General features: G+C 70.9%; 13 protein-coding genes. 7 read left to right on the top strand and 6 right to left on the bottom strand.

Annotated elements, in window-relative coordinates:
• Positions 1–7: 7 nt before the first annotated feature.
• Positions 8–763 (bottom strand): 3-oxoacyl-ACP reductase family protein, encoded by a 756-nt coding sequence (locus O6P37_RS06175; protein WP_269893247.1) that lies wholly within the window; start codon positions 761–763, stop codon positions 8–10.
• Between the two features lie 105 nt (positions 764–868).
• Between O6P37_RS06175 and O6P37_RS06170 the strand changes: the two genes are divergently transcribed.
• On the top strand, positions 869–1,942 hold the full coding sequence (locus tag O6P37_RS06170) for an NAD(P)H-dependent amine dehydrogenase family protein (RefSeq protein WP_269893246.1): 1,074 nt from the start codon (positions 869–871) through the stop codon (positions 1,940–1,942).
• 61 nt (positions 1,943–2,003) lie between these two features.
• Positions 2,004–3,752, top strand: coding sequence for an Hsp70 family protein (locus O6P37_RS06165; protein ID WP_269893245.1), 1,749 nt, complete (start codon positions 2,004–2,006; stop codon positions 3,750–3,752).
• A gap of 12 nt (positions 3,753–3,764) precedes the next feature.
• Here the strand turns inward: O6P37_RS06165 and O6P37_RS06160 are convergent, their stop codons facing one another.
• On the bottom strand, positions 3,765–4,844 hold the full coding sequence (locus O6P37_RS06160) for a class I SAM-dependent methyltransferase (protein ID WP_269893244.1): 1,080 nt from the start codon (positions 4,842–4,844) through the stop codon (positions 3,765–3,767).
• A gap of 105 nt (positions 4,845–4,949) precedes the next feature.
• Here O6P37_RS06160 and O6P37_RS06155 point away from each other — a divergent pair, with 105 nt between their 5' ends.
• Positions 4,950–5,684, top strand: coding sequence for an SHOCT domain-containing protein (locus O6P37_RS06155; RefSeq protein ID WP_269893243.1), 735 nt, complete (start codon positions 4,950–4,952; stop codon positions 5,682–5,684).
• On the opposite strand, the gene O6P37_RS06150 is transcribed toward O6P37_RS06155, so the two are convergent.
• Positions 5,681–6,304: an MBL fold metallo-hydrolase gene (locus O6P37_RS06150; RefSeq protein WP_269893242.1), complete on the bottom strand. Its 624-nt coding sequence runs from the start codon at positions 6,302–6,304 to the stop codon at positions 5,681–5,683. The two genes, O6P37_RS06155 and O6P37_RS06150, sit on opposite strands and share 4 nt — an antisense overlap.
• Entirely contained in the window at positions 6,304–7,389 is a 1,086-nt protein-coding gene (locus O6P37_RS06145; protein WP_269893241.1) for an S-(hydroxymethyl)mycothiol dehydrogenase, read from the bottom strand. Before O6P37_RS06145 ends, O6P37_RS06150 begins: the two co-directional genes overlap by 1 nt.
• A gap of 232 nt (positions 7,390–7,621) precedes the next feature.
• Here O6P37_RS06145 and O6P37_RS06140 point away from each other — a divergent pair, with 232 nt between their 5' ends.
• The 4 genes from O6P37_RS06140 (at position 7,622) to O6P37_RS06125 (ending at position 11,121) form a co-directional block, all read left to right on the top strand.
• Positions 7,622–8,698 carry a class I SAM-dependent methyltransferase gene (locus tag O6P37_RS06140; protein ID WP_269893240.1) on the top strand — a complete coding sequence of 359 codons (1,077 nt, stop codon included), beginning with the start codon at positions 7,622–7,624 and terminating at the stop codon, positions 8,696–8,698.
• 4 nt (positions 8,699–8,702) lie between these two features.
• On the top strand, positions 8,703–9,668 hold the full coding sequence (locus tag O6P37_RS06135; protein WP_269893239.1) for a homocysteine S-methyltransferase family protein: 966 nt from the start codon (positions 8,703–8,705) through the stop codon (positions 9,666–9,668).
• A gap of 9 nt (positions 9,669–9,677) precedes the next feature.
• Entirely contained in the window at positions 9,678–10,502 is an 825-nt protein-coding gene (locus O6P37_RS06130) for a serine hydrolase domain-containing protein (protein ID WP_269893238.1), read from the top strand.
• A gap of 106 nt (positions 10,503–10,608) precedes the next feature.
• Positions 10,609–11,121 carry a DUF3145 domain-containing protein gene (locus O6P37_RS06125; protein ID WP_264010535.1) on the top strand — a complete coding sequence of 171 codons (513 nt, stop codon included), beginning with the start codon at positions 10,609–10,611 and terminating at the stop codon, positions 11,119–11,121.
• Here the strand turns inward: O6P37_RS06125 and O6P37_RS06120 are convergent.
• A complete protein-coding gene (locus tag O6P37_RS06120) occupies positions 11,118–11,984 on the bottom strand; it encodes a diacylglycerol kinase (RefSeq protein WP_408633127.1) in 867 nt (288 codons plus the stop codon). The genes O6P37_RS06125 and O6P37_RS06120 overlap by 4 nt on opposite strands.
• Positions 11,985–12,022: 38 nt before the next feature.
• Entirely contained in the window at positions 12,023–13,603 is a 1,581-nt protein-coding gene (locus O6P37_RS06115) for an FAD-binding oxidoreductase (RefSeq protein ID WP_269893635.1), read from the bottom strand.
• Positions 13,604–13,638: the final 35 nt, after the last annotated feature.

Below are 13,638 nucleotides of genomic sequence, written 5' to 3'. Positions count from 1 at the left end.
GGAGTGCTCAGGCGGTGAACCCGCCGTCGACGTTCCAGTTCGCTCCGGTCACGTAGCCGGCGTCGGGTCCGGCCAGGTACGCCACCACTCCGGCGACGTCGCGGGTGTGCCCGTAGTGTCCGACGGCGATCGTCTGTCGCGCCAGGTCGGCGAACTCGCCCTCCTCGGGGTTCATGTCGGTGGCGATCGGGCCCGGCTGCACGTTGTTGACGGTGATGCCGCGAGGCCCGAGGTCGCGGGCCAGCCCACGGGTGAGGCCGGCCACCGCCGCCTTGGTCATCGAGTACACGGCCAGACCCGGGCCCGGCACCCGGTCGGCGTTGATGCTGCCGATGTTGATGATCCGCCCGCCCTCGCCGAGATGGGGCACCGTCTGCTGGATGGCGGCGAACACCCCGCGCACGTTGACCGCGACGAGTCGGTCGAACTCATCGAGCGGGAAGGTCTCGATGTCGCCGAAGGCGGCCACGCCTGCGTTGTTGACCAGGATGTCGAGCCCGCCCAGGCGGGTCACTGTCTCCTGCACGGCCGAGGCGATCTGGCCGACGTCGGTGCTGTCGGCGCGGATCGGCAGCACCCTGGCGCCCGCTCTCGACATCTCCACGACGACGTTGTCCGCGTCGCGCGCTGATGCGCCATAGGTGAACGCCACCGCCGCGCCGTCGAGGGCCAGTCGCCGAACGATCTCCGCGCCGATTCCCCGCGATCCGCCGGTCACCAGCGCGCGCCGTCCGCTCAGCGGACCTTCGATTGCTGCGGTCATCGGATGAACCTCTCGCTCGGGTGTGTCATCGACAAGCGCCGACACGGATGAATCATTCCCGCCTAGGGTGAGGACGGCTAGCCGGCGAGAAAGAAGAGGTGATCGATGGCCAAGCGGATCGTGGTCTGGGGCACGGGGTTCGTCGGCAGGATGGTGATCGCCGAGATCGTCCGGCACCCGCTGTTCGACCTGGTGGGGGTCGGGGTGAGCAGTCCGGAGAAGGTCGGCCGCGATGTCGGCGAGATCTGCGGGCTCGGCGAGCCGGTCGGCGTCGCCGCCACCGACGACGTCGACGCGCTGATCGCGCTCGCCCCCGACGCACTGGTGCACTACGGCCCGACCGCCGCCCATGCGGGCGACAACATCGCGTTGATCGCCCGCTTCCTGCGCGCGGGGATCGACGTGTGCTCCACGGCGATGACGCCGTGGGTGTGGCCGACGATGCACCTCAATCCGCCGGACTGGATCGTGCCGGTGACCGAGGCCTGCGAACTGGGCGAGTCATCGTGCCTGACCACGGGGATCGATCCGGGCTTCGCCAACGACCTGTTCCCGTTGACCCTGATGGGGCTGTGTTCGGAGGTCCGCACGGTGCGTGCGTCGGAGCTGCTGGACTACACCAACTACACCGGCGACTACGAATTCGAGATGGGCATCGGCCGCCCACCGGAGAAGCGCGCACTGCTCGAGACCTCCGACATCCTGGTGATGGCTTGGGGCGCAACGGTTCCGATGATCGCTCATGCCGCGGGCATCATGCTCGACGAGATCACCACCACCTACGACAAGTGGGTCACGCCCACCGACCGCACCACCGCCAAGGGCGTCATCGCGGCGGGCAACGTCGCCGCCGTGCGCTTCACGATCAACGGGGTGTACCGGGGCGAGACCCGGATCCAGCTGGAACACGTCAACCGCATCGGTGGCGACGCCGCCCCGGACTGGCCGACGGGCAGCCGGGACGACGTCTACCGGGTCGACATCGAGGGCACGCCCAGCATCTCCCAGGAGACGGCGTTCCGCTTCACCGACGGGTCCGGGCGCGACGCCGCGGCCGCGGGTTGCCTGGCCACCGGCATGCGCGCGCTCAATGCGGTGCCCGCGGTCAACGACCTCTCGCCGGGCTGGGTGACCGCCCTGGATTTACCACTCATCCCCGGTGCGGGCACAATTCGCTGAGTAACGCCGACCCCGCCGCGCGAGATGGACAACTGAACGGGGTCCATCTCGAGGGAGTGACATGGCAGACGGGCTGGGGTTGTCGGTCGGGGCGACCAGGCTGACCGCGGTCGTCGTCGGACGCACCGCGCTGACGCGGTCGCCGGTGCTGACGCAGTACCCGCACCGGCCCGCCGAGGTCGGCGTGCCCAGCGAGAACCCCGAACTGACCGAACGCGGGCTGATCCTCACCGACTTCGTCGACCGGGTCGGCGACCCGGTGGGGATCGTCGCCGCCGACGGCACATCGCACCGCGGGGAGGTGGTGCTCGCCGACGCACTGCGGGCCCTGCTGCGCGCACTCACCCGCGGGCAGGCGCCCGCGGACCCGGTCGCGGTCAGCCACCCCGCGCACTGGCGTCCGGCTACCGTCGACGCGCTGCGTGGCGCACTGGCGGCGGTGCCCGACTTCGGCGCCGCACCGGTCGTGGTGTCGGACGCCGCCACCGCGCTCACCGCCCTTCAGGACGATCCCGGCCTGCCCACCAGCGGCGTCGTCGCGCTGTGCGACTTCGGCGGCACCGGCACCAGCGTCACGCTGGCCGACGCGGGCAACGGCTTCACACCCATCGGCCCCACAGTCCGGCATCCCGACTTCTCCGGCGCGGCCATCGACCAGGCCCTGCTGACCCGTGTCATCAACGACCTGTCGGCGGCCGGTGACGTCGACCTGACCGGCACCTCGGCGATCGGATCGCTGACCCGGCTCAGGGGGCAGTGCCGCGCCGCGAAGGAACGGCTGTCCTCGGCGGCCGTCACGTCGCTCGCGGCCGATGTGCCCGGCCGCAGCAGCGAGGTCCGGCTCACCCGCGCCGAGCTCGACGACGCCGTCCGCCAGCCGCTCGCCGACTTCGTCGCGGTGGTGCACCAGACCCTCGAACGGGCGGGCGTGCGCACCGCCGACCTCGCCGCCGTGGCGTCGACCGGGGGAGGCGCCAGGATCCCGGTCATCACCGCCACCCTGTCGGAGAGCTTCCGGGTGCCGGTCGTCACCAATCCGCAGCCCGAACTGGCCGCGGCGATCGGCGCCGGGCTGGCCGCGGTGCGCGGCGGCGCCGACAACACGATGACGGCGATGGCCGCGGCGCCCGCCGCGGCGGCGCTGGCCGGTGCGGCGCAGTCCGACGACATGTCGCAGTCGAGCACCTTCCGGGCGCTGGCGTGGTCGGACGCCGAGGACATCCCCGACGTCGCCGCCACCGACCACTACGAGTACGACGCCCCGGCCGACTCGCCTGCCGACGACGACAGGCCCGCCGGATCGACCACCGCCCGCCCCGTCGTGGCGTTCGGGGCCCGCGACGACGACGACACCGCGGTGCCGCCGGTCCCGTGGTACCGCCGCCCGCCCGTCATCGTCGCTGTGGGCGCGCTGATCGTCCTGCTCCTCGTCGCACTCGCGGCGGCCTATGCGCTGCGCGGCGACGACGAGCCGGCCACCACGCCGACGACCACCCCGACGACCACCACGGCACCCGCGCCGCCCCCTGCCGGGCCAGGGGAGACGCCTGCGCCGCAGACCCAGGCCCCGCCACCGGAGACCGTCTACGAGACGGCGCCGCCGCCGGCGGCCCCCGAGTCGCCCGCTCCGCCGCCACCCTCCGAGGCGCCGCCACCACCCCCGCCGGCGACCACCGCACCGCCTCCGCCACCGGAGACGACGCAACCACCGGCTTCGACGACCCGTCCGCCGATCATCCCGACGCTGCCCTACACCACCATCCCGGGGCTCCCGTTCGTCCCGGCGCCGCCGCCCATCGGTGGCAACTAGCCGTACCGGGCGTCACTGACTCTTGGGCCGCTTGAACAACACCAGGTGCGCCAGCGGGATCTGCATCTGCTCCGGTGCGGCCGCCAGCCGCACCGCCACCTCGCGCTCCAGCCGGTCGGCGAACGCGGTCACATCGCGATGTCCGTCGAGCGCGGTGGCCATGGTCGGGAACACCGACGCCCGCAGGAACTCCGCCCACCGTGCGCCGAACGCCGCCGCATCCTTGTCGACGCGGTACTGATCCCAGTACCGGTCCTCGGCGTCGAAGACCTCGAGGTGCTCGATCTCCAGCCGTTCGAACCTTCCCGAGGGCGCGAACGGCGCCATGAAGTCCGCCGCCTGCCTGCCGACCGTGGGAATCACCATGCGCGCCAATTCATCTGCGCCGACAACCCCACCGGCGACGAGTTCGGCCAGCCCGTCGGTCAACGCCGCCAGCAGCGGCCGGTACCCGAACTCGCCGTGCTCGTCGACGGCCATCGTCATGACGACGAGCCGACCGCCCGGACTCAGCTCGCGACCGCGGAACGCGATGAACTCATGCCAGTCGTTGGCGGCCTGCCTGGCGTACGCGCTGCGCACGGCGTCATCGGCGCTGTAGGCGACCTGGATGTGGTCGGGGATCGCCGACGGCACCCGGCTCAACCACTGCACCGCCCAGGCCGACCAGCCCAGGTGCACGCTGTTCGACGGCAGGATCTGGGTGTAGAACGACCGGCCGACCGCCGATGCATACGTCGCGGCGTCACTGCTCAGGTATGAGTCGGGATCTTCGGCCAGCGTGCGGAACATCGCGGTGAAGTCGTTGTCCGGCAGGTCGGTGTGGGCGACCAGTATCGAGTGCTCGGGCCTGGTACGCCCACGCAACGCCGCGATCGCGGCGCGGATCGGCAGCAGCGAGTTGTGCCCCGTCGACGCACCGTAGTCGGCCAGCACGATGGGATACGGGGCGGCCGGTAGCGGCACCGTTCGCGCGGTCTGCTCGAAAAGCGCGATGGCGCCCCGCAATCCGGCGGCCTGCAGGCGCGAATTGGCGGAGTAGGACCCGCTGCCCATGGGCTCGGGCCGCACGACGACACTCGACTCGGGCACGGCCAACTCCGGCCCCCTCTCGACGTGTGCGGGCTCGGTTCCAACGGTAACCGCCGGAGCCGGATGGCACCGCGGATCAGCAGGCGCCGTGACACACTTCGGCCCATGCAGAACGGTCGGCTGGCTGCCCGCGTCGTCATCGGCGTCGCAGTCGTGACGATGGTGTCGGCGATCATCGGATTCGTCGTGACGATCGTGATGAACGCTTTCGTGTTCGACGATTTCGACGCCTACGGCGAGGTGCCGGTTCCCGGCCGCGGCAGCGTCCAGCTTCCTGCCGGTGAGGTGACCATCAGCTTCCACACCTTCACCGGCGGAACCGACGGCGGGTTCCCGGTGCCGCCGCTGCAGTTGCGGATCGACCCACCCGAGGGCGTCGCCGAACCGGACATCGCCGAGACCGGAGGCAGCATCACCACCGTCAACGGCGACACGCGGCTGCCCGTCTGGGTTGCCCAGATCCCCGCCGAAGGCCGCTATGGCGTCCAGACCGACGGTGAGGTGAACGGTTACATCAACCCGCAGCTGTCCTTCGGGCACGGCAGCGAGTACGGCTGGCTGCCGTGGGTGTTCGCGGGGCTGTTCGTGATCAGTGTCGTCGAATTGGCGGCGGGGCTCATGTGGTCACACCGCGCCGGCAAGCGGGCCAGGCCGGTGACGCCGCTCTACGACTTCGGGGCGACGGCGGCGGGCCCCGGTGGCGCAGTGGCGCACGGCTACGCGCCCACTGAACAGGGAATCCGGCTCGAGCAGCTCAACACCCTTGCCGCGCTTCGCGATTCGGGTGCGCTGACCGAAGCCGAATTCGAGGCGGAGAAGCGGCGCATCCTCGACGGCTAATGCCCGCGGGCGACCCACTCGTCGTAGTTCACGATCTCGTCGCCGACGGTGGTGGTGTCGCCGTGCCCGGTGTAGACCACGGTGTCGGCGGGCAGGCCGCCGAGCCGGCCCGAGATCGACGACAGGATGGTCGGGAAGTCGGAGAAGGACCGGCCCGTCGCACCCGGACCACCCTGGAACAGGGTGTCGCCGGAGAACACCGCGCCGAGTTCGGGTGCGTACCAGCACACCGAACCGGGGGAGTGCCCCGGCGTGTGCAGCGCCCGCAGTTCCACGCCGCCCGCCCGGATCGTGTCCCCGTCGGACACGGTGCGGAACTCCTTGTCGGGGTGCGTCATCCGCCACAGCATGTCGTCTGCCGGGTGCAGCAGCACCGGTGCGTCGAGCGCATCGCCGAGCTCGGGGGCGACGGTGATGTGATCGTTGTGGCCGTGGGTGCAGACCACCGCGACCACGTTGCGGCCTCCGACGGCCATCACGATCGGCGCGGCGTCGTGCGCGGCGTCGAACACCACCACGTCGGAGTCGTCGCCGACCACCCAGACGTTGTTGTCGACATCCCAGCTGCCGCCGTCGAGTTCGAATTTACCGCTGGTGACGATCCGCTCGATGTTGCCCATCAGAGCATCACCACCGACCGCAGGACCTCACCGGCGTGCATCTTTCCGAACGCGTCCTCGATGCCGTCCAGGCCGATGCGTTCGGACACGAACTTCTCCAGCGGCAACCGGCCCTGCAGGTAGAGGCTGATGAGCGTGGGGAAGTCCCGCTCGGGGAGGCAGTCGCCGTACCAGGAGGACTTCAGTGACCCACCGCGGGAGAAGAAGTCGACCAGCGGCATCTCCAGCGTCATGTCGGGCGTGGGTACGCCGACGAGCACCACCGTGCCGGCCAGGTCACGGGCGTAGAAGGCCTGTTTCCAGGTCTCCGGCCGGCCGACCGCGTCGATGACCACGTCGGCGCCGAATCCGTCGGTGAGGTCCTGAATGGTCTCGACGACGTCGAGGTCGCGGGCGTTGATGGTGTGGGTGGCGCCGAACTCGCGCGCCCAGTGCAGTTTCTTGTCGTCGGTGTCGACGGCGATGATCCGCCTGGCGCCCACCAGCGCCGCGCCGGCGATCGCCGCGTCACCCACACCGCCGCAACCGATCACGGCCACGGTGTCGTCCCGGTTGACCGCGCCGGTGTTGATCGCCGCTCCGATGCCGGCCATCACGCCGCAGCCGAGCAGGCCGGCCACCGCGGGATCGGCGCTGGGATCGACCTTGGTGCACTGCCCTTCGTGCACCAGCGTCTTGTCGGCGAACGCGCCGATGCCCAGTGCCGGGGTGAGTTCGGTGCCGTCGGTGAGCGTCATCTTCTGGGCGGCGTTGTGGGTGTCGAAGCACAGGTGCGGCCGGCCCCGCTTGCAGGCGCGGCACTGACCGCACACCGCGCGCCAGTTGAGGATGACGAAATCGCCGGGCTCCACGTTGGTGACGCCGTCGCCGACCGACTCCACCGAGCCCGCCGCCTCGTGCCCGAGCAGGAACGGGTATTCGTCGTTGATGCCGCCCTCGCGGTAGGTCAGGTCGGTGTGGCAGACGCCGCACGCCACGATGTCGACCACCACTTCGCCGGGACCCGGGTCGGGGACGACGATGTCCACCACCTCGACCGGCTCACCCTTCCGTCGGGACACCACACCTCGCACCGTCTGGCTCATGGCGTACAACCTAACAACTGCTTGGTTCTGCCCGCAGGCTCGATGGGCCTCGCGACCGCAGTGTTCCTCGGGGAAGTGGCCGATGCCGCCTGAACGGAGGTCGTCAGGGCTACCGTTCAAGCTGGCGCCCGAGTTCTTCGCGCCGCCCGGTGAGACGGCGGAATGAACCCGACGCCGGCATCGGCCGTCGTCAATGACAGAGACACACGAACCGACCGCGCGGGAGAGAGCCATGACCACTGTCGACCATCAGACACCCACCGAGGCCACCGAGGACTTCGCCGCACGCATGGCGGGCGCGATCGACGCGGCAAGCCTGGCGCTGCTGCTCAGCATCGGACACCAGACCCGGTTGTTCGACACGATGGCCGGCCTGCCGCCCGCCACCAGTGCGCAGATCGCCAACGCCGCCGGACTCGACGAGCGGTACGTGCGCGAATGGCTGGGCGGAGTGGTCACCGGTCGCGTCGTGGACTTCGACGCGACAGCAGGCACGTATTCGCTTCCAGGAGAACGCGCCGCGGTGCTCACCCGTACTGCCGGACCGGACAACCTCTCCCGGGTGGCGCAGTTCATCCCACTGCTCGGCGAGGTCGAGCAGAAGATCGTCGGATGCTTCCACACCGGTGGCGGGCTGTCCTACGGCGACTATCCGCGCTTCCACACGCTGATGGCCGAGCAGAGCGGCGAGGTGTTCGACGCCGCGCTGGTCGATTCGGTGCTGCCGTTGGTGACCGGGCTGCCCGAGCGGCTCGCCGCAGGCATCGACGTCGCCGACATCGGTTGCGGCAGCGGACACGCGATCAACGTGATGGCGAAGGCGTATCCCGCAAGCCGGTTCACCGGCATCGACTTCTCCGACGAGGGGCTCGGGGTCGGCCGCGCCGAGGCGGCCCGGTCCGGGCTGGACAACGCCCAATTCGTCGCCGCCGACGTAGCCGAGCTCGACGCAGCCCAGACCTATGACCTCATCACGGTTTTCGACGCGATCCACGACCAGGCCCGGCCGTCGCGGGTGCTGGAGAACATCCACCGCGCGTTGCGGCCCGGCGGGGTGCTGTTGATGGTCGACATCAAGGCGTCGAGCCACGTCGAGGACAACGTCGGCGCGCCACTGGCGACCTACCTCTACACCGTGTCGACCATGCACTGCATGAGCGTGTCGCTGGGGCTCGGCGGGGCGGGACTCGGCACCTGCTGGGGTCGCCAGCTGGCCACCTCGATGCTCGCGGACGCCGGATTCGACGACGTCGAGGTCCGCGAGATCGAGTCGGACATCCTGAACAACTACTACGTCGCCTGGAGATGACCCCATGACGAGCGTCGAGGCGCAGCCGTCGGGCACCGGCCGGCCACTCCCGCAGGCCGGTGGCAACGGGTTGTTCATCACCGACGGCGGTCTGGAGACCGAACTGGTCTTCCTCGACGGGATGGACCTGCCGAGCTTCGCCGCGTTCCCCCTCCTCGACGTTCCCGAGCACCGGGCCCGCCTGCGGCGCTACTACGACGGCTACGTCGACATCGCCCGCCGGCTGGGCGCCGGATTCGTGATGGAGACGCCGACCTGGCGCGCGAACCCGGACTGGGCCTCGCTGCTGGGCTACTCGCCGGAGCAACTCGACGCGGTCAACCGCTCGGCCGTCGCGCTGGCGGAGGAGATCAGGACGGCGGCCACGGCCGACGGCATCACCGTCGTCGTGAGTGGATGCGTTGGCCCGCGCGGTGACGGCTACGACCCTGGCACCGCCATGACGCCCGATGACGCCGAGCGCTACCACGCGGTGCAAATCGGCACGTTCGCCGACACCTCGGCCGACCAGGTGACGGCGATCACGATGACCAACGCCGAAGAGGCGATCGGCATCGTGCGCGCCGCGGCGGCGGCCGGTATCCCATCGGCGATCTCGTTCACCGTCGAGACCGACGGCCGGCTGCCGACCGGCCAGCCGCTGGCCGAGGCGATCGAACAGGTGGACGCGGCGACGTCTGCAGGGGCCGCGTACTTCATGGTGAACTGCGCGCACCCGACCCACTTCGCCGGCGTGCTGCGGCAGGACGGCCCGTGGGAGCGCCTGCTCGGCCTGCGGGCCAACGCCTCCACCAAGAGCCACGCCGAGCTGGACGAGGCCACCGAACTCGACGACGGTGATCCCGCCGACCTCGCGGCCCAGCACCTGCTGCTGCGCGACCGGTTGCCCGCGGTGGCCGTGCTGGGCGGATGCTGCGGCACGGACGCCCGCCATGTGTCGGCGATCGGCACCGCGTGGAGCACCACTTAGGCTGCAGGCGTGGCAGCACTCGACGCGATCGCCGACTGGCCGGTCGACCACGTCGCCGCGGCGGTCGTCGGGCCCGCGGGCCCGCTCGCCTGTCACGGTGACCAGCAGCGCCGCTTCGCGCTGGCATCGGTGACCAAACTGCTCGTCGCCCGCGCCGCGCATGTCGCCGTGGAGGAGGGCGCCGTCGAGCTGGACACACCGGCGGGACCACCGGGATCGACGGTGCGCCACCTGCTGGCGCACACCGCCGGCTACAACATGCGGTCCGACGAGGTGATGGCCGAGCCCGGAGCGCGGCGGATCTACTCGAATCACGGGTTCGCGGTGCTGGCGCAGACCCTCGAGTCGGCCACCGAGATCGAGTTCGGCCGGTACCTGTCCGAGGCGGTGTTCGAGCCGCTCGGCATGACCGACTCGTCACTCGAGGGTGGCGCGGGGGCCGCGGGCTACGGCGCGACGTCCACGGTGTCCGACCTGGTGGCCTTCGCGCAGGACCTCCTGCGGCCCGCAACGGTGTCGGCGCAACTGCACGAGCAGGCCACCACCGTGCAGTTCCCCGGACTCGATGGCGTGTTGCCCGGCTACGGCCGGCAGCGTCCCAACGACTGGGGGCTGGGTTTCGAGATCCGCGACGGCAAGTCGCCGCACTGGACCGGCTCGGCGAACAGCGAGGCGACGTACGGGCATTTCGGCCAGACCGGCACGTTCCTGTGGGTCGATCCGGACGCGGACCTGGCGCTGGTGGTGCTGGGTGACCGGGATTTCGGCGACTGGGCCCATGAGCCGTGGCCGGCGATCTCTGACGGTGTCCTGAGAGAATTCGGCGCAGACTAGCGCAACAGGTGTCTCAGGAGGCACAATAGACACGCACGACACAGCTACAACTCGGAATCACCAGGTCGTTGGGGAAGACGTCCCTCGTGGAGCCGAAGGAGCAGCTATGCGTGCGTTGAACCAGTTCGCCGACGCGTCGACTGGCGTGGTGTACGTCCATGCCTCTCCCGCGGCGGTATGCCCGCATGTCGAGTGGGCGTTGTCGTCGACCCTCCAGGCGAGGGCGAATCTGAAGTGGACGCCGCAGCCCGCCATGCCCGGACAGCTGCGCGCGGTCACCAACTGGGTCGGACCGGTGGGCACCGGCGGCCAGTTGGCCAACGCCCTGCGCTCGTGGTCGGTGCTGCGTTTCGAGGTCACCGAGGACCCGAGCCCCGGCGTGGACGGGCACCGCTGGTGCCATACCCCGCAGCTGGGATTGTGGAGTGGGGCGATGAGCGCCAACGGCGACGTGATGGTCGGCGAGATGCGGTTGCGGACGCTGATGGCCTCCGGCGCCGACATGCTGGCCGCCGAACTGGACTCCGTGCTCGGCACCGCCTGGGACGAAGCGCTGGAGCCCTACCGGGACGGCGGCGCCGGCGCCGAGGTCAGCTGGCTGAGCCGCGGAGTCGGTTAGGCGGCGGCCCGCAGCACGCGAAGCGCCCGCGGCACCGCCGACACGGTGACCGGCAGCGGGCACGCGTAGTCGCCGTCGGCGTAGGCGTTGATGCCCGGTGAGTCGACGTGGACTCGGCGGGCGCGTGCCGTGGTCACCTCGGCGAGGCCGACATGGGTGCCCTTGAACACCGTGGGGAACAACCGGATCAGCTTGCTGCGTGACGCCGAGTGCACCATCGTGATGTCCAGCAGGCCGTCGGTGTGGTCGGCGTCGGGGCAGATCAGCATGCCGCCGCCGTAGCTGCGGGTGTTGCCGAAGGCGGCGAGCGTCAGGTCGGTGATCGTCTCCTCGCCGTCGTCGAAAGTCAGCCGGAACGGCAGCAGCCGCAGCCGGGACAGCTCGGCCACCATCGCGACGTTGTACCGCATCCGGCCGTGCGGCCAGCGCATGCGGTTGGTCCGGTCACTGACCAGTGAGTCGAATCCCGCGGCCATCACGGTCCCGAACCACTTGGCCGCGCCGCCTGCGTCGTCGATCCGGCCGAGGTCGATCGTCTCGGTCCGGCCGTCGACGACGATGTCCGCCGCGGCCTCGGGGTCGCCGGTGGGCACGCCGAAGGCGCGGGCGTGGTCGTTGCCGGTGCCCGCGGGGACGATGCCCAACGGCACGTCGCCCAGCGCGAGCGCCTGCAGCGCCAGCGAGATCACCCCGTCGCCGCCCGCCACCACCAGCGCGTCGGTCCCCGCGGCGAGGGCCTCGTCGACGAGTCGGCGCGCATGCGCGGCATCGGTGCCGACGATCTCGCACACGTCGACCCCGCGCTGCTGGAAGCGGGCGACGGCGCGCTGCGCGGCATGGGGTGCGTTGCCGTGGCCCGACATCGGGTTGGTCAGCAGCGTGATGCGGCCGATCTGCCCTGTCACGGAATCAGCTTGCCCGGGTTGAGGATCCCGGTGGGGTCGAGCGTCGCCTTGACGGCGCGCAGCACCGCGACACCGAGGTCGCCGATCTCGTCGGTCATCCACGGCCGGTGGTCGGCGCCGACGGCGTGGTGATGGGTGATCGTCCCGCCGGTGCGGACCATCGCGTCCGACGCCGCCGCCTTGGCCGTGCGCCACTGTTCGATCGGGTTCCCGCGCTGTCCTGCCACCACGGTGAAGTACAGCGATGCGCCGGTCGGGTACACGTGCGAAATGTGGCACAGCACCAGCGCCGGCGTGCCGGAATCCGCCAACGCATCGGTCAACGCCTGAGTGACCGCGTCCTTGAGTGCCGGCACATTCGACCAGTTGGTGGCGGTCTCCAGCGTCTCGCACAGCGCCCCGGCCGAGAGCAGCGCGTCACGCAGGTACGGCGCGTTGAACCGCCCGTGCTCCCAGGCGCGGGCGGGCTCCTCGCCCAGCGACGTGCCGCCGTGGGCCTCGAGCACCGCCCTGGTCTCGTCGTGGCGGCTCTGCGCGTGTGCGGCGGTGCCCTCGAAGGTGGTGATCGCCAGGCAGCCGCCGGTGATCGACTGCTCACCGATGCTCTCGGACGTCGCCAGGTTGACGCCCGTCTCGGCCTCGTCGGACAACCGCATCACCGTCGGGCCTGCGCCGGTCTGCACGACGGCGCGCAATGCCGCTGCGCCGGTGGGGAAGTCGGGGAACGACCAGGCCTCGTAGCGGGTCACCTCCGGGACGGGATGCACCCGCACCCGCACCCGGGTGATCACGCCAAACACCCCCTCGGAGCCGATCAGGAGCTGGCGGAGGTCCGGTCCCGCCGCCGACGCCGGCGCGCGGCCCAGGTCGAGCACACCGGCCGGGGTCACGGCGCGCACACCGCGCACCATGTCGTCGAATCGGCCGTAGCCGGCCGAGCCCTGACCGGAAGACCGGGTGGCCGCGAACCCGCCGATGGTGGCGAACTGGAAGCTCTGCGGGAAGTGGCCGAGTGAGAACCCCTGCGCGGCAAGCAGAGCCTCGGCCTGCGGGCCGGTGACGCCCGCGCCGAGTTCGGCCTCACCGGAGGTCGGGTCGAGGTGGTGCAGCTGGTCGAGCCGGCGCAGGTCCAGGGACACCACGGCGGAGAAGTCGGCGCGCAGCGGATCGACGCCGCCCACGACACTCGTGCCGCCGCCGAACGGCACCACCGCGATGCGCTGCCGGGCGCAGTGCGCCAGCACGCCCGCCACCTCGGCCTCGTCGCCGGGCAACACCACCGCGTCGGGGGCGTCCTGCTCGCCGCGGTCCCGCCGGCGGAGCAGGTCGAGCGTCGACTTGCCGCCCGCCCGCAGCAGTCGGCCCCTGTCGTCGGTGATCACGTGCGGGTCGCCGACGATGGCGGACAACGCGTCACGGTCGCCGTCCGGCAGCGCCGACGGACGCAGGCGCACCTCGTCGATCTCCAGCTCGGCGCGGGGCTGCGCGTCCACCCCGAGCGCCTGCTCGAGCAGCGAGCGAATGCCGTCCGAGAGCGGTTTCGCAGCGTCCGGGTCACCCCAGGCGTTCCACTTCATCGGCGGCGGTGCATCGGGTCGACTCATGCGTTACA

The sequence above is a fragment of the Mycobacterium hippophais genome, assembly GCF_027529605.1.
Classification (GTDB): Bacteria; Actinomycetota; Actinomycetes; order Mycobacteriales; family Mycobacteriaceae; genus Mycobacterium; species Mycobacterium arseniciresistens.
This window is presented reverse-complemented; position numbering and strand designations above follow the sequence as displayed.

Excerpts from the sequence above, each read along its gene's own strand:
- O6P37_RS06175 (WP_269893247.1), bottom strand. The coding sequence starts at position 763 with ATGACCGCAGCAATCGAAGGTCCGCTGAGCGGACGGCGCGCGCTGGTG.
- O6P37_RS06170 (WP_269893246.1), top strand. The coding sequence starts at position 869 with ATGGCCAAGCGGATCGTGGTCTGGGGCACGGGGTTCGTCGGCAGGATG.
- O6P37_RS06165 (WP_269893245.1), top strand. The coding sequence starts at position 2,004 with ATGGCAGACGGGCTGGGGTTGTCGGTCGGGGCGACCAGGCTGACCGCG.
- O6P37_RS06155 (WP_269893243.1), top strand. The coding sequence starts at position 4,950 with ATGCAGAACGGTCGGCTGGCTGCCCGCGTCGTCATCGGCGTCGCAGTC.
- O6P37_RS06150 (WP_269893242.1), bottom strand. The coding sequence starts at position 6,304 with ATGGGCAACATCGAGCGGATCGTCACCAGCGGTAAATTCGAACTCGAC.
- O6P37_RS06145 (WP_269893241.1), bottom strand. The coding sequence starts at position 7,389 with ATGAGCCAGACGGTGCGAGGTGTGGTGTCCCGACGGAAGGGTGAGCCG.
- O6P37_RS06140 (WP_269893240.1), top strand. The coding sequence starts at position 7,622 with ATGACCACTGTCGACCATCAGACACCCACCGAGGCCACCGAGGACTTC.
- O6P37_RS06135 (WP_269893239.1), top strand. The coding sequence starts at position 8,703 with ATGACGAGCGTCGAGGCGCAGCCGTCGGGCACCGGCCGGCCACTCCCG.
- O6P37_RS06125 (WP_264010535.1), top strand. The coding sequence starts at position 10,609 with ATGCGTGCGTTGAACCAGTTCGCCGACGCGTCGACTGGCGTGGTGTAC.
- O6P37_RS06120 (WP_408633127.1), bottom strand. The coding sequence starts at position 11,984 with ATGTCGGGCCACGGCAACGCACCCCATGCCGCGCAGCGCGCCGTCGCC.
- O6P37_RS06115 (WP_269893635.1), bottom strand. The coding sequence starts at position 13,603 with ATGAAGTGGAACGCCTGGGGTGACCCGGACGCTGCGAAACCGCTCTCG.